This window comes from Stieleria maiorica (assembly GCF_008035925.1).
In the GTDB taxonomy this organism is placed as follows: domain Bacteria; phylum Planctomycetota; class Planctomycetia; order Pirellulales; family Pirellulaceae; genus Stieleria; species Stieleria maiorica.
Map to the genome: position 1 here is coordinate 6904581 of NZ_CP036264.1, position 16987 is coordinate 6921567.

Annotated in this window: 13 protein-coding genes; 7 read left to right on the top strand and 6 right to left on the bottom strand. The window is 60.3% G+C overall.

The features are described 5' to 3' along the window. Positions 1 to 154 precede the first annotated feature (154 nt). The 3 genes from Mal15_RS23620 (at position 155) to Mal15_RS23630 (ending at position 5006) form a co-directional block, all read left to right on the top strand. Positions 155 to 1192: an ABC transporter ATP-binding protein gene (locus Mal15_RS23620; RefSeq protein WP_315854273.1), complete on the top strand. Its 1038-nt coding sequence runs from the start codon at positions 155 to 157 to the stop codon at positions 1190 to 1192. Then, on the top strand, positions 1189 to 3609 hold the full coding sequence (locus tag Mal15_RS23625) for an ABC transporter permease (RefSeq protein WP_147870015.1): 2421 nt from the start codon (positions 1189 to 1191) through the stop codon (positions 3607 to 3609). The genes Mal15_RS23620 and Mal15_RS23625 overlap by 4 nt, the downstream gene beginning before the upstream one ends. A gap of 92 nt (positions 3610 to 3701) precedes the next feature. After that, positions 3702 to 5006, top strand: a complete 1305-nt coding sequence (locus Mal15_RS23630) for a 3-keto-disaccharide hydrolase (RefSeq protein WP_147870016.1) — start codon at positions 3702 to 3704, stop codon at positions 5004 to 5006. Between the two features lie 157 nt (positions 5007 to 5163). Here the strand turns inward: Mal15_RS23630 and Mal15_RS23635 are convergent, their stop codons facing one another. After that, on the bottom strand, positions 5164 to 6348 hold the full coding sequence (locus Mal15_RS23635) for a cytochrome-c peroxidase (protein WP_147870017.1): 1185 nt from the start codon (positions 6346 to 6348) through the stop codon (positions 5164 to 5166). 453 nt (positions 6349 to 6801) lie between these two features. Here Mal15_RS23635 and Mal15_RS23640 point away from each other — a divergent pair, with 453 nt between their 5' ends. Further along, positions 6802 to 7506, top strand: coding sequence for a LuxR C-terminal-related transcriptional regulator (locus Mal15_RS23640; RefSeq protein ID WP_147870018.1), 705 nt, complete (start codon positions 6802 to 6804; stop codon positions 7504 to 7506). Between the two features lie 116 nt (positions 7507 to 7622). Here the strand turns inward: Mal15_RS23640 and Mal15_RS23645 are convergent, their stop codons facing one another. The 4 genes from Mal15_RS23645 to Mal15_RS23660 all read right to left on the bottom strand — a co-directional run bounded on the left by Mal15_RS23645 (position 7623) and on the right by Mal15_RS23660 (position 12492). Beyond that, positions 7623 to 8795, bottom strand: coding sequence for a hypothetical protein (locus Mal15_RS23645; protein WP_147870019.1), 1173 nt, complete (start codon positions 8793 to 8795; stop codon positions 7623 to 7625). 358 nt (positions 8796 to 9153) lie between these two features. Continuing rightward, entirely contained in the window at positions 9154 to 9756 is a 603-nt protein-coding gene (locus tag Mal15_RS23650) for a PEP-CTERM sorting domain-containing protein (RefSeq protein WP_167547010.1), read from the bottom strand. Between the two features lie 232 nt (positions 9757 to 9988). Next, positions 9989 to 11755 carry an AAA family ATPase gene (locus tag Mal15_RS23655; RefSeq protein ID WP_147870021.1) on the bottom strand — a complete coding sequence of 589 codons (1767 nt, stop codon included), beginning with the start codon at positions 11753 to 11755 and terminating at the stop codon, positions 9989 to 9991. A gap of 92 nt (positions 11756 to 11847) precedes the next feature. Further along, complete coding sequence (locus tag Mal15_RS23660) at positions 11848 to 12492, bottom strand: MOSC domain-containing protein (RefSeq protein ID WP_147872402.1); 645 nt, start codon at positions 12490 to 12492, stop codon at positions 11848 to 11850. A gap of 81 nt (positions 12493 to 12573) precedes the next feature. Here Mal15_RS23660 and Mal15_RS23665 point away from each other — a divergent pair, with 81 nt between their 5' ends. Further along, complete coding sequence (locus Mal15_RS23665; protein ID WP_233902982.1) at positions 12574 to 13797, top strand: DinB family protein; 1224 nt, start codon at positions 12574 to 12576, stop codon at positions 13795 to 13797. Positions 13798 to 13930: 133 nt separating this feature from the next. On the opposite strand, the gene Mal15_RS23670 is transcribed toward Mal15_RS23665, so the two are convergent. Beyond that, the gene (locus Mal15_RS23670) at positions 13931 to 14407 is read right to left on the bottom strand and encodes a hypothetical protein (protein ID WP_147870022.1); all 477 of its coding nucleotides are present in this window, start codon (positions 14405 to 14407) and stop codon (positions 13931 to 13933) included. Positions 14408 to 14581: 174 nt separating this feature from the next. Here Mal15_RS23670 and solA point away from each other — a divergent pair, with 174 nt between their 5' ends. After that, the gene (solA, locus tag Mal15_RS23675) at positions 14582 to 15715 is read left to right on the top strand and encodes an N-methyl-L-tryptophan oxidase (RefSeq protein WP_147870023.1); all 1134 of its coding nucleotides are present in this window, start codon (positions 14582 to 14584) and stop codon (positions 15713 to 15715) included. Positions 15716 to 16013: 298 nt separating this feature from the next. Continuing rightward, positions 16014 to 16970, top strand: coding sequence for an AEC family transporter (locus tag Mal15_RS23680; protein WP_233902983.1), 957 nt, complete (start codon positions 16014 to 16016; stop codon positions 16968 to 16970). Positions 16971 to 16987: the final 17 nt, after the last annotated feature.

A 16987-nucleotide genomic window follows, 5' to 3' on the forward strand; every position in this document is an offset into this window, starting at 1 on the left:
AATGTTCAGGCGGACCGCCAGTACTTGATGTCAGCGCGCGAATGCTTCCTCGAACAGGCATGGTGAACCGGCATGTCCAACCGGTCAGGGCGGGCGGATTTCGTCGCGCGCCGCTATACTGGGTCGGTCAGTCGCCAACCCATCAAGATCCGCCGTGTCTGAACCCATCGTTGATGTCCACCAGCTGCGAAAGACCTATCGCAGCCTGTCGCTGACCGGACGCCGCCGGATCGATGCGGTTCGAGGCGTTTCGTTGCAAGCGTATCCCGGCGAGGTCTTCGGGTTGCTCGGTCCCAACGGCGCCGGAAAAACGACGCTGATCAAGATGCTGTTGGGCGTGGTCAAACCGTCCGGCGGTGACGCCACGCTGTTGGGGCAACCGATCGGCAGTTCGGCCGCCCGATCCCGCGTCGGTTATCTGCCCGAATCATTGCGCGTCGATCGCCACCATTCGGCCCGATCGGCGCTGCGGTACTACGGGCGGATGAGTGGCATGACCGCTGCCGAGATTCGCGCGCAAAGCGACGACTTGTTGAAGCTTGTCGGTTTGGAAGGACGCGATCGAGAATCGGTGCGGCGGTTCAGCAAAGGGATGTACCAGCGGTTGGGGCTTGCCCAAGCCTTGCTTCACGACCCCGATCTTTTGGTGCTGGATGAACCGACCGATGGGCTGGACCCGGTCGGACGAAACGAGGTCCGCAAGGTGATCGATCGGTTGCGCGACAGCGGCAAGACGATTTTTCTGAACAGCCACATCCTTCAGGAAGTGGAGATGGTTTGCACACGGGTGGCGATCCTCGCCAAAGGCGAAATCAAAGCGATCGGGCCGATCGACGAACTGGCGCATCGCGACGAACAAAAACTGATCGTCGAAGTCCCCTGTGATGGGCCCGACGATCGGCCACCGGACTGGCAAGCGATCTTCGCCGACGGTGAACCACTGGAGCTGGAATCGACTCAGGTCCGCGATGCATTCCGTTTGACGATTGCCGTGGCCGGACAGGACCAAATCAATGGGGTCGTCGACCGGCTGCGCGGGGCGGGCCGATCGATCTGGAGATTGGAAGTGCGACGCGAATCGTTGGAGGAGACGTTCATGCGGTTGGTCGAAACCGACACCGTTGATCGTCCCTCGTCGGAAACCGATTCGGAAGTCCCGTCGGCGGTCGTCGGCGATGGGGGCCAGCAGTGATCAAACCGTACTTGGCCGTGATCGCCGATTCCTTTCATTCGGCACTCGCTTCGCGGATCCTCTGGATCGCCTTTGTCGCCATCTGGATCTTCCTGGCGGCGCTGGCGCCGATCGGATACCACGAAGATTACACGACGACGTTTCGCTGGTTCGACTTGGACAACGGCACGCAGATGAAGGCGATGCTGGCGCGGGGGCTGGTCGATCCCAAGGAATCGGAAACGGCGCTGGGGCGGCTCGCACGGACCTTTCCCGACGACATCCAGCGCAAGCTTCGTCAGGTCGCCCGCGGTGAAGACGTACGCATCGACAAGGGGGCGCTGGCCGATTCGCTGAACGATTCGTTGGATGATGAATCCTGGTACGATCAACAAGCGTGGCAGACGACGGTTCGCTTGCGCGAGTTGCGTGAGTTGGATGAGATTCCCGAGGATGAACTGACCACGCCCCAGCGGCGGCGTCGGGCCAGGCTTCGGATCGAAGCCGCCTTGCCCGGTGTGTTCACCGCGATGTCGGCCCGGTCGGTCACGCTGTCTTATGCGGGGTTCGATTTCCCGGCCTTCTTCTTGATCGGAAAGGAGCAATTCGTTTCGCTGATCAATCAGTTTGTCGTGCCGATCATGATGGATTGGCTGCTCGGATTCGCGCTGATTTTTTTGGGGATTTTGGTCACCGCGTCGATCGTTCCCGACATGCTTCAACCGGGATCGTTGCACTTGTTGTTGAGCAAGCCGATTTCGCGGACGATGCTGTTGTTGTCCAAGTTCGTCGGCGGCTGCGCTTTTGTGTTTTTGTGCGTGACCCAGCTGGTCGTCGGGCTGTGGCTGATCGCGGGCTTTCGACTGGACATTTGGAACGCGCGGATGCTGTGGTGCATCCCGGTCGCGGTGTTCTTGTTTGCGGTGTTTTTTAGCGTTTCGTTGCTTGCCGGTCTGCGTTGGCGTTCCCCGATCTTGTCGATCGGCGTCACCTGCATGTTCGGCGCGTTCGTCTTGGTGATCGGGTTCATCGGCGGCTACTTTGACGCGTTGGTTCGGGGACCCGACCGCATCGCGCAGATGTCGTTTGACGGCCGGGACGTTGTGGCCACGACGCGTGGCGGCCAGCTGAAGCGTCTTGACCCGGCATCGAACCAGTGGGACGAGGTGATCGAAGGCGATTTTCGTCGCCGCGACTTGATCGTGCCGCCGGTCCGCATCGCAGCGGGCAAGATCGCAACGGCGCGCATTCGTGGCGGCCGGTTCAACTTGTACGGCAGCGGATCGCTGGACCTGTTGATCTTGGACGGGGCTCAGGACTGGCAGCCCAATCCCGGACTGCGGCTGCCCAACGGAACGCGGCGTTTGGTCATCCTCGGCGACCAATTGCTCGCACTCAACAACGCCGGGTTGATGGCAACCACGATCGACGAAGCGATTTCCGAATCGGGGATCGGGCAAAGCGATCCGGAACAACCGCGCGACGATAGTGGCGGTGAACGGTCGAGTGATCCGGCCGATGCCGAACCGGTGCCGTCGCCGGAAAGCATCGGGGTCACCGCGTGGATCACCGACTTGATCCGCATGCAGGGCGGCGCGACCGAATCGTTTCATTCCATCCTTCCCCGCGGTGTCACGTTGACCGATCCGGTCCGTGTGGAGGCGGTTTCGGGGACACAATCAATAATCGTTTATTCGCGTGGCCGCCTGATGCGATTGGAGTTGCCGGCCGCCGCTGATGCACCGTCAACTGAAGATGCAACGACCAAGCTGACCGCGGATGTGTTGATGGATGACAACAGCGCGGCGCGGACGACAATGGCCGTCAGCGGCCCTTCGGTGCTTCTCGCTCGGGCGGACGAACCGATCCGTTGGATCGACGCGACGACGTTGGAAACGCTCGTTCAGTTTCCTGTGCCCGAAGACCAGACGGTGGTGGCCGCCGAAGGGGTGGGCCAGGCCGAACGTTTCGCGGTTTTGACGACCGACGGCCGGGTCCGGATCGCAACACGCAGCGGTACCGATGTCGTTTGGACGTTGCTGCCGCAACGCGAGGTGACGGCGATCAAGTTCGACGAGCAATCTGGCCACCTGGCGATCGCTCACCACATCGACTCGATCGACTTCGTGACGATCGGGAACGACGCCACGGCGGCAGCGACCGTCGACCGGACCATCCGACCCTCCCTGACCAGTTGGAGAAGCGTCGACCGTTATTTGATCACGCCGCTACGTACCCTGACGCCGCAAACGGGGGAATTGAGCCAGACGGTTGCGGCGTTGGTCAGCGGTAAGACCTCGTTTGCCATCGGGGGCAGTTCGGAAGAGGACCAGGAAGTCGTCCAGTTAAAGGTTTTGCGCCCCGTCGTCAGTTGCAGCCTTTTCTTGGCCGTGATGTTGACGGTTTCGTCGTTGTACTTTGCACGCCGTGATTTTTGACCGTTCCGGTAACCGACCGCCGACCAATCGCGGCAAAGTTTGGTTATCATAGCGGCCTTCCAGTTTCCTACCCGCTAGACATCACCCCCGCCATGAAACTTTCCCGCCTGGTCTGTGCTGCCGCAATCGCAGCCATCGCTTTGCTGCCATCGGTCACGCCGGCCGAATCCCCCGACGGTTTCCAACCGATTTTTAACGGCCAGAACCTGGACGGCTGGCACGGCCGCCCCCATTTCAGCCCGATCAAGTTGGCCGAACTGCCCGAGCAGGAACGCGCCGACAAGCTGGCCGAGTGGCAAGCCGACGCCGAAAAACACTGGAGTGTCGAGAACGGCGAACTGGTCAACGACGGGCACGGAGCCTACCTGGTCACCGACAAAGACTATCGTGACTATGAATTGCATCTGGAGTACAAGACGGTCCCGCGGGCCGATAGCGGCATCTATCTGAAAGCCACTCCGCAAGTTCAGATCTGGGATACGACCGAAGAGGCCAAATTCAAACTGGGGGCCGACAAGGGCAGCGGGGGACTTTGGAACAACAGCGCCGGCGCCCCTGGGAAAGACCCGTTGGTGTGTGCCGACAAACCGTTCGGCGAGTGGAATTCGGTGCGCGTGCTGCAGATCGGCGCGCGGACCAGCGTTTGGTTGAATGATCAGTTGGTCGTCGATCATGCGATCATGGAAAACTATTGGGATCGACAATCGCCCTTGTTCGTCAGCGGTCCGATCGAGCTGCAAACCCACGGCGGGGAAATCCGTTGGCGCAACTTGAAGATCAAAGAACTGAGCACCGAAGAGGCGAACGGCACGCTGGCGGCCAAAGGTGCGGACGGGTTTGAATCGATTTTCAACGGCAGTGACCTGACCGGTTGGGTCGGCGCGACGGACAACTATGAAGTCGTCGATGGGGCGATCGCGTGCAAGAAAGGAAAGGGCGGAAACTTGCTGACCGAAAAGGAGTACGCCAACTTCGTCGCGCGGCTGGAGTTCCGGTTGCCGCCGGGGGGCAACAACGGATTGGCGATTCGTTCGCCGCTGAAAGGCAACCCGGCCTATGAGGCGATGTGCGAGCTGCAGGTGCTCGACAACACCGCGGAAAAGTATGCAGGCTTGGACAAGCGGCAGTACCACGGTTCGGCCTACGGCATGGCGGCGGCGGCACGCGGATTCTTGCGTCCGGTCGGCGAGTGGAATTTCCAAGAGGTCACGGTTGATGGCAGTAGCATCACGGTGGAGCTGAACGGCAACGTGATCTTGAAAACCGACCTGTCGGAGATCACCGAGTACATGGCCGACAGCGCCCACCCCGGCAAAGATCGTCCCAAAGGCCACTTCGGGTTTGCCGGCCACGGCGACGCCGTCCAGTTCCGCGCTCTCTCCATCCGCGAACTGTAAGTCGGTTTCCTGCGCCCACCTGCCGCGGATCAGTTTTGTCTCCGGGCTGCTGCCCGGGGACACACCGGCCACGCGTTCCAAGTCAGAGGCAGGGGACGATGGAATGCATCAAAGGCCACACTCTGACGTGGCGTGTTGGCACGTGGTCGACCGTTTGCTACGGCCGTTTGACGAACGGATCGGAGTACTTGGGGTCGGTCAACAATTTGCGATCGGTCAACGTCGCAAGAAACGCTGCCAGGGCAACCTTGGGGACTTCCGGCAACGCCAAACCGTTTGCGGAAAAGTCGGCCAATCGCGGGTCCAGGTTCTCATGTGGTCGGACGCTCCAATTGTAATGTTCGATCACCTGGTCCAGGGTGATGAACCGCCCGTCATGCATGTACGGCCCGGTCAATTCGATGTTCCGCAGGGATGACGCTTTGAACTTGCCCCGGTCGACCGTCCGGCCCGAATAGGACGCCACGCCGGCGTCGACATCGGGACCATCGACATCAATTCCGTTGTTGCCGGGTTCGCTCAATTGAAAGATCGACCACTGCCTGATGCCGTCGTCGTCGTGACCCGGCAGATGGCATTCGGCACACCGGGCGCGGCCAAAGAATTGTCGTTTCCCAAGGTTTTCCTGCTCGGTGAAGTTGGGAAAATCTTCCCGGGGCGAGCCGACTTGGCGCAGGCCGATGTCATAGCGTGATTGGAATGACACGATCGAACGGACGAATTGCGCAAGTGCTTTAGCGATTCGTTTCGCCGTGACATCGGGATCGCCGAACGCGTTGGTGAACAGCGGGCGATAGATCGGATCACGCGACAATTGAGGCAGCAAAGCGTCGAGCGTGTGTCCCATTTCGATCGGGTTCTCGATCGGCATCAACACCTGTGACTCCAGTCCGTCGGCACGCTCGTCCCAGAAGAATTTGTCGCGTGCATAGAAACGCAAATTCACCAGGCTCATCGAATTTCGCGTCACCCTTTCGCCGCGAAACCCAACGCTTGTCGCACGCGGATCGCTGAACGCATTTTCTTGGACGTGGCACGTCGCACAGGACGTGGTTCCGTTTGCCGATAGTGATTTGTCGTAAAACAACACGCGACCGAGTGTCGCTCCATGATCCGTTAACGGATTGTCCACGGGAGTGTTGTCGAGCCGGCCGAGCCGATCGAGAAGTACTGGCGGTAGATCCAGCTGGCTGTAGCGATACGGCGTGGAAGGTAGATCAAGTTTTCGAGGCGGTGCGTTCTGGGGCGGTGAAGAAGCGGTCAAGACGGAATCGTCATCCGCCGCGCACAAGCACACCGGCAGCAACACCGCCGCCAGCAAGTTCAGGATCAAACGTCGCACTGACAAATCAGACCTCACTGGTGACTCAGGGCCGCCTGAACGCTGGAAGAGCAAAACGATGGGGGCAAAACGATGGGGGCAAAACGATGGGGGCAAAACGATGGGGGCAAAACGATGGGGGCAAAACGATGGGGGCAAAACGATGGGGGCAAGACGATGGGGGCAAGACGATGGGGGCAAAACGATTCGCGCTCCGATCGATTCCACACCCCCATTCTACCCGTCGAGTTTCTGCGCACCATCATCCGGCAGCCCATCATTCTGCCCTGAATTATTCTGCCCCATTGTGCTTGCCTCCCTCTCCCACCAAATCGATCGACCCTCGCCGCTCCCCGACCATGCCCCCACGCCCGTTGAGGGTTCCCGGTCAGACGGGCAGTCTTTGTTCGCAATCCGAGCCCCCCCAAGTATGTTGGCCAATCCCGCACCGAAGACACACCAGGAGCCGTCGAAGTGAGCAGTGATTGGGCATTGGACCGGCCGCGGCCAACCGATTTTGTCGACCCCTACTTTTTCTTTTCCAACCGTGGATCCTCGGAAGTCACGTACGTCAGTCCGTCGATCCAAACTGTATTGGGGTATAACCCGCGCGTTTTCGCCGGCCGGTCGTACGAGCAGTTTCTGTGCCCGGGGGATCCGCTCAATGAGGATGTCCCCGAGTGTCAGCAAGCCGAGCTCGGCGACGGCCATCGCATCCACGCGCTTCGCAGCGTGCGTGACGCGTCGGGCAAGCGACGGATCCTCTCGATCTACACCGTCGGGGTGGCACAACGCGAGGGCGGCCCGATCGTTCGACGACACAATCTGGCGCGGGATGTGACCGCCAGCGTCCAAACCTACGTGCGATTCAAGCGAAGACTTGATTCCCTGGAGCACGCGGCAAGCCAGATGTCGGACCAGGAGCGTGACGTCGCCGATCGAATCGTCCGGGGCAAAATGAATCGCGAGATCGGACGTGAACTGCAGATTTCCGATCGCACGGTCGAACGACGGCGTGCGGCGGTGATGAGACATTTTGATGCCGCGACGCTACCGGAGTTGATTTCCAAGCTCGTCCAACTGGATCTGCTGCGAACCTGGACCCGATCGGCCTGCGACTCACAGTGGCAAGACGCACGGAATTCGCATCTGGCGATCAGCGACGATTCGGTCTTGTAGTCGAGGCCGCTTCGTTTTCGATTGGGCCGGACAGTCGCCGTCCTCTCCGAGGTCGGCGCGGGGCGAAGTTTCGCGTTATTACGCACGCCGAGTTCGGAGAACACGGCGACTTTCCGTCATGGTGATGGGGCACCCAGCCAGTACCGATCGGCGTGACGTTCTAATTCGTCTGCGCCGATCAAGAACGTCTCCTGCCGCTTTCCCGTCCAGCGATCCGAAGCACTCTTCAATTTCACTCGGACCGCCGGTCCGAGATCGTGGCGATTGGAAAATGCCAGCGCCAGTTGCAGTTGGTACCGCGCCTGGGGGTAAATCGGCACGCGACGTTGATCAAGCGACCAGCCGCCGAGGTCCAGATCATGCCAGCGGTCGCCATCGCCATCCTCATCGTCGGCCAAGAACATCGCCAGGTGGTCCGGCAATCGATCGGCCACCGAATCGTGGATCTGAACGTCGGCGCGACTATTGTGTGGCGAATAGAGCGCCCACGAGGTCCAGTGATCCCAGTACCCCAGTCGCTCGGTCAATGGCAGCAGCAAAGCGGCGAAGACGACGATCCGAATCGCCCAACTCACTGCCGGGGTGGCATGCGATCGGTCGATCGATTCCGGTTGTTCGGTCGTCTCGACTTCTGTCGCCGTTCGCGTAGCGACGACAAACAGCAGCACAACCTCGACGGCCAACAAGCCGTTCCAAGCCAGCACGCCCAGGCTGTGTCCGAGCGACCAGGGGCCGAGCAAACCGATCAGGGTAAGGTGCATCGCAGCGGCAGCCACGCCGGCGATTCGTCGCGTCCGGGGAAACATCAGTGCCAACGCAATCGACAGCTCGCCCAGCGGCAGTGCGAAGGCAAGCTTGGTCGCCGTCGTTTCGCCGAGTCCGCCGATCGGAGCGGCCAGCGTTTGGACCATTTGGTGGCCGACGGTGTGGACGAACTGGAAGTCCAGTTTTCCCAGGGCGCTGTAGAAGTAAACACTGATTGCGAGCGCCATTAGCCAGCGGCGTCCTTCCCGCCATGGCAACCCACCCAGGATCACGGCATACAGCAGTGACTGGTACGCCCAGGGTTGCAATCGATGTTGGTCCAGCACGATCAACGCCGCCAGTGCCGCGGCAATGCCCCACCAGCACCAGCGATGAAGACGCAGAATCATCAACGCGGCTAAACCGATCACCAAACCCAACAACGCCGCGGTCTCTATCGCGCCAACGGCCCAGGCCCCACCCGGCATCGCCACCCAGGGCACGCGTGGAAAACCAAGTTCCTGCCACCAAGGGTGAAACCACATCGGAAACGTCACCGAGATCAAGACGCCTAACCCTAGTGCCCGGACACGGCCGAATGAAGTTGCAAACGAGCGGGTATGTCGGGCGGCCGCCGAAGCTTGCGTCGCAGTGGTCTCGGTCGGAGGCGTCAATGAACGGATGTCGCGCGGTAAAAAGAGAATCGGTTGAGTCGTCGGCGTGGCGATCTCATTCTGAGGTTGCGTTGTTCGATCAGGCAAGCCTTTGGGACCGTCGAAGTGCCAAACAGGTCGTGAATGTCGTCACAACGATCCGAGCGTTTCGCACCACGACACCGAAATAAAAAAAAGCATCGCCAGTTACCGGCGATGCTTCCATGGTAGATGCTCGATTTCGTTGTTATTAGCGGCGGCGACGACGCAACATGGCACAACCCGCCAATCCGCCCAACGCCAGGATCGTCGAAGGCTCTGGCACCGCAGAGACAACCGTAATCGTTCCGGGGTTGGCGAACACTTCCGGGTCCAAATCGGTAAACGCGGGGGCGTCATCGAGGACATTGTCTGCCGTCGAGCCCGGGTTCGGGTCGGTAAATGTAAACGTCGTTGTTCCCCGTTGTTCGATCGTGTAATCGAAGAAGCCGATCAGTGCGTTGCCCGTGCCTCGACCAGGTCGCGCGGGGCTAAATAAGTTGACACCGCCACCAGCGACGACGGTTCCACTTGCATTGTCGACCGTTGCTGGGGGAGCAAATCCGAAACCGGCGTCCGTCGTCGGATTAGAAACTGTTCCCAATCCGGTATTGAAATTGGCCTGGAATCCGGCGGTGTTCAGTCCAGTCGCTGACAAACGGGTGTCCCCGGCGGTTTCAAAAAGGAACACCGAAAAGCGAAACGTTTCGCCGAGATCACCGTTAACCACCAAGTTATCTTGGGCGCTCGCAGCGGTCCCGTCTGCTGAATAACGCAGCACGGCCGCCGCGGAGGCTTGCGACGCAAGTCCCAAAGCAAGGAGGAGACCACATAGACAAATACAACGCCGCATCAGATGCTCCAAGAATGGTGGGAAATGAATGGGGGGATAGGACCGGATGATACGCAAAACCCACAGAGTGTCCAGTTTAATGTCGTCATCATCATCGATTTCTGCCGATTAACGCACCCTTGCGTAGCTCTTGTGGGGGGGCGCTTTTGTTGTTTCAGGCTGAAGTGTTCAGACCACACGGGGGTGAACACGACTACAACGCCTCCTCTTCCCCCGCGGGGAGTTCCAAGACCGGTTCGCCCCAGTCGGCCATGAAGGTTTCACCGCAGGTTTTGCATCGGACTTCGGTTCCCAACAGTTGATCGTCGATCACCTGCGGCACCCCCTTGCACTCGACACGCACCTTGCCGGGCTGGGCCGCCATGGCTTTCAGATGCATCGGATCGACGCCGGCGACCTCGATGTCATCTGGCTCAAGCGTCGTCAACAGCTCACGCGTCACGTCTTCGACCGCGGCGATCCGATTGGCCAGCCGACGGACACTTCGCTCCAGAGAGTTCCTGGACGTTCGCCCGTTGCCGAAATGACGGTCGCGATTGGAGTGCAGGTACGTGAACCCGCGTAACAATCTGCGCCGGGACTCGGTCGGCAACGTGTACTTGGATTTCTTGGCGATCAATTCAAAGATCCGGCACAACGCCTCGGGTGAATAGTCCGCGAACTGCATCGTCGTTCCGACCCGGCTGCTCAGCCCCGGATTGCTGCGGATCATCTGCCGCATTTCGACCGGATAACCGGCCAGGATGACGACCAGTCGGTCGCGTTGGTCTTCCATCCGCTTGAGCAGCGTCTGGATCGCTTCGCGACCATATTGGTCCTGACCGCTTTCATCGATCAACGTGTAGGCTTCGTCGATGAACAAGACACCGTCGAGCGCTTCATCGATTTTGGCATTGGTTTTGGGGCCGGTTTGTCCGGCATATTCGGCGACCAATCCGCTGCGATCGGTTTCAACCAGATGACCTTTTTCCAAGATGCCCAGGGAACCGTAGATTTCGGCGATGATGCGGGCGACGGTCGTCTTTCCGGTTCCGGGGTTGCCGACAAAGGCCATGTGCAAACTGGGGCGTGACGTCGGCAGGTCCAACTCTTTGCGGCGACGTTCCATGGCCAAAAAGTTTGTCAACGTCGTGATCTGGTCTTTGATGTTCTCCAGCCCGATCAGACTGTCCAGTTTGGCCTTGGCGTCGGCCAGCCGTTCCTCGGGGGTGCGTTCGTCGACCGGCTGGCCGTCGATGACCGGTTGCGACGGTTTAGCGGCCGCGGTCCCCGCCGAGCCACTTCCGCCGGGACCGGCGACCGGTGTCGGTTTTTCTGCGGCGGTCGGACCGATGCCTTCCCTCAACCGCTTGGCTTCTTCACGCAGCCACGCCAACGCATCGCGCGCATTGGACGTGTCGACCTCGCTGGTCAGCGTTTCCGGCGCGCGACCACGGGCGGTATCAAACTGCGTTTTCATTTGTTCGATCCGCTGGTTGTCCGACGCGCTGACCGTTCCGTCGACGGAAGTCAACAACGTCGCCATCCGCATCGCCGACGTCTCCAGTTCCCCCCAGTGATCGCGAAGCTCGGGCAGTTCGACGAACGGACGCACCAGATCAGCCCACTGGAATTCGCCTGCGGCACCGATCAACCAATCGACCGCTTCGTGCAACTGGCTACCCAGAACCGACTTGCCCCAGATGTGTTCCAAAAGCACTCGGCCGAGTTGCCGCTGCTCAAGACTCTTTGCGCTCGCGTCGGGCACCACGGTCGCAAAAACCTTCATCAAGAATCCCTGATGCAGGTCATTCATCTGATCAGCGACCGACGCCGCATCGGGGGCGTCACCTCCGCCCAGCCAGGCGTAGGACCCGCGGACCTGGTTCCCGGCTTCGATATACAGCCGTTGTGTCTCATCCAGGGCTTCGCGATACAGCCGAATCGATTCGATGATCCTGTCATCGCTTGGTCGTGACATCGTCTTGGGGTCCTGCGGGGGAGGCGAGAGCTCATCGAAAACGATTCCTTCTCGCAAATATGCCAAACGCGGAGTTTATTTTTTTGCCGCCCTTACGCCAACGCGTCCTGCCATTCTCGCGACAGTTGGGGAAGATTCATCAATGCGTGAACCGACATTCGATCGACTTCGCGGCCATACAACACATCGTTCGCACGGGCGACCGTCCATTCGGGGTTGGGGCGAAGCTGAAGGGCCATCGTCGCGCCGGGGGCCAATTGTCCGTCGGAAACGACTCGGACGTACCATCCCGTTCGGCCGGTCTGGGCGACTTCTTTGGTCATCGACTTGGTCTGCCAGCGCCGGGCGATTTTCCAGCAAGGCTGACGCGGTTGGCTGATCTCCAGAACACAATCGCCCGACTGGAATCGATCACCGATGCAGACGTCCGACTCGGTGGCACCGGCGAGAGTCAGGTTTTCGCCGAATCCGCCGGGCGTCAACTCGAGTTCGGGATGCTCTTTGGCCCAAGCACGATAGTGCACGCTGGCATAGCACAGGATCGCCTTGTCCGGCCCGCCGTGGTTCTTGGTATCGGCCACTTGGTCACCGACGATGCCCAATTCATTTGCTGAAACCACAGCGTCGACGCGAGACTTTCGAAAGGCACTGGTCCATTGCCGTGAAAGGACGTCACGCGTGTCGGGATCACCTTCGGTCACCACTTTCCCGACTTGGATCGATTCGATCGTGATCATTTACGCTAAAGTGGAATGGCATCGGAAAAGACGGCCCAACGTCGCACGAATCAAAATAACGGATCCGGTACGGATTGATCTATGCCCAGGACTCGAATATTGCCCGTCGCACGCTCGTTTTGCGGTGCGGTGTCGATGATCGTATGGTTGATCGCCAACACGCCAGTCTCGTCCGTTGCCGCCGACGGCGATCCCGTTGCGATTCAGACTTGGCCCGACGGTCGCGTCGACATCGAAAATCACTGGGGGCTTCGCGTGATCGTTGCTTCCGGCGTCGCGGCCGACGAGAAGCTGGATCCGTCCTTTCAAAAGCACGTCGCAATCGGCACGGGGATCGACCACGTGTGGTCGCGACGACCGAATCAGGACGCCGCATCGTGGAATCCGGCGTCGGGCCAACCTCTACCGCCTGGGGCGATCGGCGTGACATCGCTGTTGGGACCAGACCGGGATGCCGTGGGCTGGCTGGTTCGAACCGACGGCGTGACTCTAGCGGTTTTGGCCGAGTCATCGGCCGGCGGTGTCGCTCTCCTGAAAGAAGCTGCTGCGACCGGTGCCGCGAACACCCGCATCGACGCGGTGGTCCTGCCGTCGCCGGCCGGCGACCGGGTTGCCGGAAACGCCGTGGTCAGCTGGATCAATACGATCCAACCACGCTTCGTGTTGATTCCCTCCGGCATTGCCGCAGAGGCCGCCGAACGCTTTGCGAAACAGATCAATTCACTCGGCGAGCTTACCCAGATCGACCACAACACCTTTGCGATCGCCCGGGCCGGCGACCGACGTCAGACGACACGGTTGGTGACGTTGCAATCGACGCCCTTTGAGCTTTCCGAGGAGCTGGAAACGTTGGTCAGAAAGATGGAAGCGTCGTGCGCGCGTTCGCAAGTCGTGTTCCGTGCCCTGAGTGCGAACCAATTGAACTTCCGGCCTGCCAACGGAACGCATACGCCACGTTGGAACGCCGAACACATGATGGGACGACAACTGCTGTTCTTTTCACAGATCTATCACGCACTGGATCCGGCGATCCCGGTGATGGATTTGAATCCCCAGCAGATGCCAGCGGACTATGCCGCGGCGCATCCCGACTGGGATGGGCACGAAGAAGCACGGCAAATGCAACGGGTCAGCGACTTCACGCGACGGTTTGCCTACCTGCTCCGTGGGGTGAACCTCGACACGCGGGCTCCGGGCAGCCGCTGGACGCTACGCGGATTGCTGCGGCAAATGGAGCGGCATTATGACGATCACACCGCCAATACAAAAAAGAAATTCGAACTGGCCGACTGGCCGGATCAGTGATCCGCCCGGAGCGAACATTTCCGCTTTCACAGCGATTCGGTCGTCGAATCGAGTTTCCAAATGGCTCGGAAGAACCATCGTGCGCGGACACCAATGAACGGATTAATCCGCTCGGCCTCCAAATCCGATCGGGCTAGCGGGGGCGAACGAGTTGTTCGATGTAGTCGTCGGCATCTTTCTTGGCCCATGCGGCTGGATCGAATTGGTCGCTGCCCGAATCCTCGTGTTTCCGCTCGGGCAGCAGCCTGATCCCACTTGCCCGCCAGGCCAGCCCCCAACGGCCCAGCATCGCGAACGCCGCGGGCACGGCCGATGCCGTCGCGCCGTAGAATAGCGGCACGAGATTCATCGTCAGCAACAACCCTGGATCTCGCAGTGAGGCTTCCTCATGATCCAGTTGCATATCGATCGACGAAAGCAATCGGAAAAGGGACACCCCCACGGCGATCAACAGCGGCAGAAAACACAGCGGGAAAAATGCCGACAACAACAGTTCGCGTTTTGCTTTCACGGCAAGCAGGATGACTGCGACGGACAGGCCGATCGAAAGCACGGCGGTGACGGCAAAAAATGACGGACCGCAAATCTGAACAAAACGGCTTAGGTTCATAGACGGGTGCAATTGGAATGAAGATGCGAACAGATCGCGAATCATGGAGAGGCCATGGCGGTTCTGTCCAGGCCCGAAAGGCTCCCCTGACACCGCTGCGCAGAATCTTCATGATTCAGGCCTACTAGATCGCGTGGTTTGACATCGAATGCAGGATTGAGGAGGGCAACAGCAATGGCGAACTGGGACGCCGTCGTGATCGGACTGGGTGGGGTCGGCAGCGCCGCGGCGCATCATTTGGCCGCCAGAGGGTGTCGCGTGTTAGGGTTGGACCAGCATCCTCGCGGCCACACGCTGGGCAGCTCGCATGGAAAGACACGGATTATCCGGCAAGCCTACTTCGAACACCCGTCCTACGTTCCGCTGTTGTGCCGGGCCTATCAGCTGTGGCAGGAACTGGAACTCGCCTCCGGCCGGCAGCTCTATCATCCAACTGGACTGGTCGAACTGGGACCCGCTGACGGCGTCGTGATCCCGGGGGTGCTGCGAAGTGCCGCCGAGCATGCCTTGGCGATCGAAGCATTGTCGGTCGACGAAGTCACGCGCCGATGGCCTGGATTGGCCGGTCCCCGATTGCGAGAACACGGCGGCCTGCGAGCCGTGATCGAAAAAGACGCCGGCTACCTGCGCGTGGAAGACTGCGTCGAAACCCACCTTCAGCTGGCCGAACGCGCCGGGGCAACCCTGCGGCACGTTCGCCCGGTGCGTCACTGGAGGACGAACGGGCAAGCTGTCGAGGTGACGACGGACGAGGGGATCGAACATGCCGCACGGTTGGTGATCGCCGGCGGTCCCTGGAGCGGGCGACTGCTTTCAAGTCTTGGGATCCCATTGCGCGTGCTGCGAAAGTATCAATACTGGTATCAACCGAAGTCGCCCGGCTATGCCCAAAGCGACGGCTTCCCCTGCTTCTTTCACGAAACGCCGTCAGGGTATTTCTATGGATTTCCCGACATCGGGAGCGAGGGGCTGAAGGTTGCACGACACAGCGGTGGGACAGCGGTCGAGTCACCGACGTCGCCCCATCCGCGTGACCGTGACGAGCAGCGGCGGATCGAGGATTATTTGAACGGTTACCTGCCGGGCGTCGGTGACCAGTTGAAAACGCAAACGGGATGTTACTACACGACGACGCCGGACGAACATTTCATCGTCGACCTGCTCCCGAACGCACGACAGGTCGCGGTCATCGCCGGGCTGTCCGGCCACGGATTCAAGTTCACGAGCGTGCTGGGAGAATTGGCCAGCCAGCTTGCGATCGACGGTGCGACGACACTGGACACGTCGCTGTTGCGGATCGGACGCTGACACCGGATCAGGATGCCGGCGGGAAGCGTCACGGCCTGTTGATTTAATCGGCCGTTTGGCGCGAGCCTACGGGCGACAGTGTGTTTTCTTGGTATTGGAGGCCCGTACGCTTGCGCGAGACGGCTGATCCCACGTGTGATCGAATGAAATCAACAGGCCGTCACGCCACGTGCTGGCATTGTGCGGCATAGCACTAGCGTCCCACGGCGCGCCTTTGGAGCTGGCTACGGTGATGATATCGTCAGCTTGCCGGGAGGACTTCTTACGCCCGGGGGAGGTTGTGTTTATGTTGGGCCGCATGCAAGATTTTTGGCCCATCATCGCGTCCGTCCTCGGTGTCTTTCTGGTGATGGGCGTGGGGGCTGCCTGCCGGTCGGTGGGATGGTTGACCGCCGAAGCCGATCGGACGCTCGCGAATCTGGCGGCCAACGTGATGTTGCCGGCGTACTTCATCCATCAGTTTTCCCAAAGCAGCGAAATCGGCGAGATCGCAACGGCGTGGCAGCCCCCGTTGTTCGGATTCGTGTCCACCTGCGTCGGTCTGCTGGTGGCACACGGGTTTGCCCGCTCGGTGGTCGGCCGGTGGTTCGGCTTGGTCAGCGATTCGTCTCAGCGGGCATTCGCGTTATGTGCCGGTATCTGCAATTACGGTTACATTCCGTTGCCGCTGGCCGAGCAGTTTTATCCCACGGCGATGATCGATTTGATCCTGCACAATGTGGGCGTTTCGATCGCACTTTGGAGCCTGGGGATTGCGATCATCAGCGGGTCGGGCGGCGACGGTTGGAAGAAGGTACTGATCAGCCCACCGCTGTGGGCGGTCGTGATCTCGATTCTTTTGAGCGCGATGGGATGGGCACAATCCATTCCGACTCCGCTGGCGACGGCCATCGGGACGCTCGGATCGTGCGCGATCCCGTTGGGGTTGCTGCTTAGCGGTGCGATCATCGTCGACTTCATCCGCGACAAGTCCTGGCTGGCCGATGCCAAAGTGATCGCGGCGGGGATCGGCATCCGTCAACTTCTGCTTCCACTGCTCATGCTGGGTATCGGGGGCTGGATCGTCCAGAGCCCCGACTTGCGAACCGTCGTGATGTTACAGGCAGCGATGCCGGCAGCGGTTTTTCCGATCGTTCTGACCAAACTTTACGGTCGCGACACCGAAACGGCGTTGCGAGTCGTGTTGTGGACGTCCGTCGCCGGGATCATTTTGATTCCGGCGTGGTTGGCCGCCGGTGCCTGGTGGTTGGGCTAGGGCGTGACGCGTCCGCG

What these genes read in the sequence shown, in the direction of transcription:
- Mal15_RS23680 (WP_233902983.1), top strand. Translation starts at nt 16,014, where the DNA reads ATGCAAGATTTTTGGCCCATCATCGCGTCCGTCCTCGGTGTCTTTCTG.
- solA (WP_147870023.1), top strand. Translation starts at nt 14,582, where the DNA reads ATGGCGAACTGGGACGCCGTCGTGATCGGACTGGGTGGGGTCGGCAGC.
- Mal15_RS23645 (WP_147870019.1), bottom strand. Translation starts at nt 8,795, where the DNA reads ATGTGGTTTCACCCTTGGTGGCAGGAACTTGGTTTTCCACGCGTGCCC.
- Mal15_RS23655 (WP_147870021.1), bottom strand. Translation starts at nt 11,755, where the DNA reads ATGTCACGACCAAGCGATGACAGGATCATCGAATCGATTCGGCTGTAT.
- Mal15_RS23630 (WP_147870016.1), top strand. Translation starts at nt 3,702, where the DNA reads ATGAAACTTTCCCGCCTGGTCTGTGCTGCCGCAATCGCAGCCATCGCT.
- Mal15_RS23660 (WP_147872402.1), bottom strand. Translation starts at nt 12,492, where the DNA reads ATGATCACGATCGAATCGATCCAAGTCGGGAAAGTGGTGACCGAAGGT.
- Mal15_RS23670 (WP_147870022.1), bottom strand. Translation starts at nt 14,407, where the DNA reads ATGAACCTAAGCCGTTTTGTTCAGATTTGCGGTCCGTCATTTTTTGCC.
- Mal15_RS23665 (WP_233902982.1), top strand. Translation starts at nt 12,574, where the DNA reads ATGCCCAGGACTCGAATATTGCCCGTCGCACGCTCGTTTTGCGGTGCG.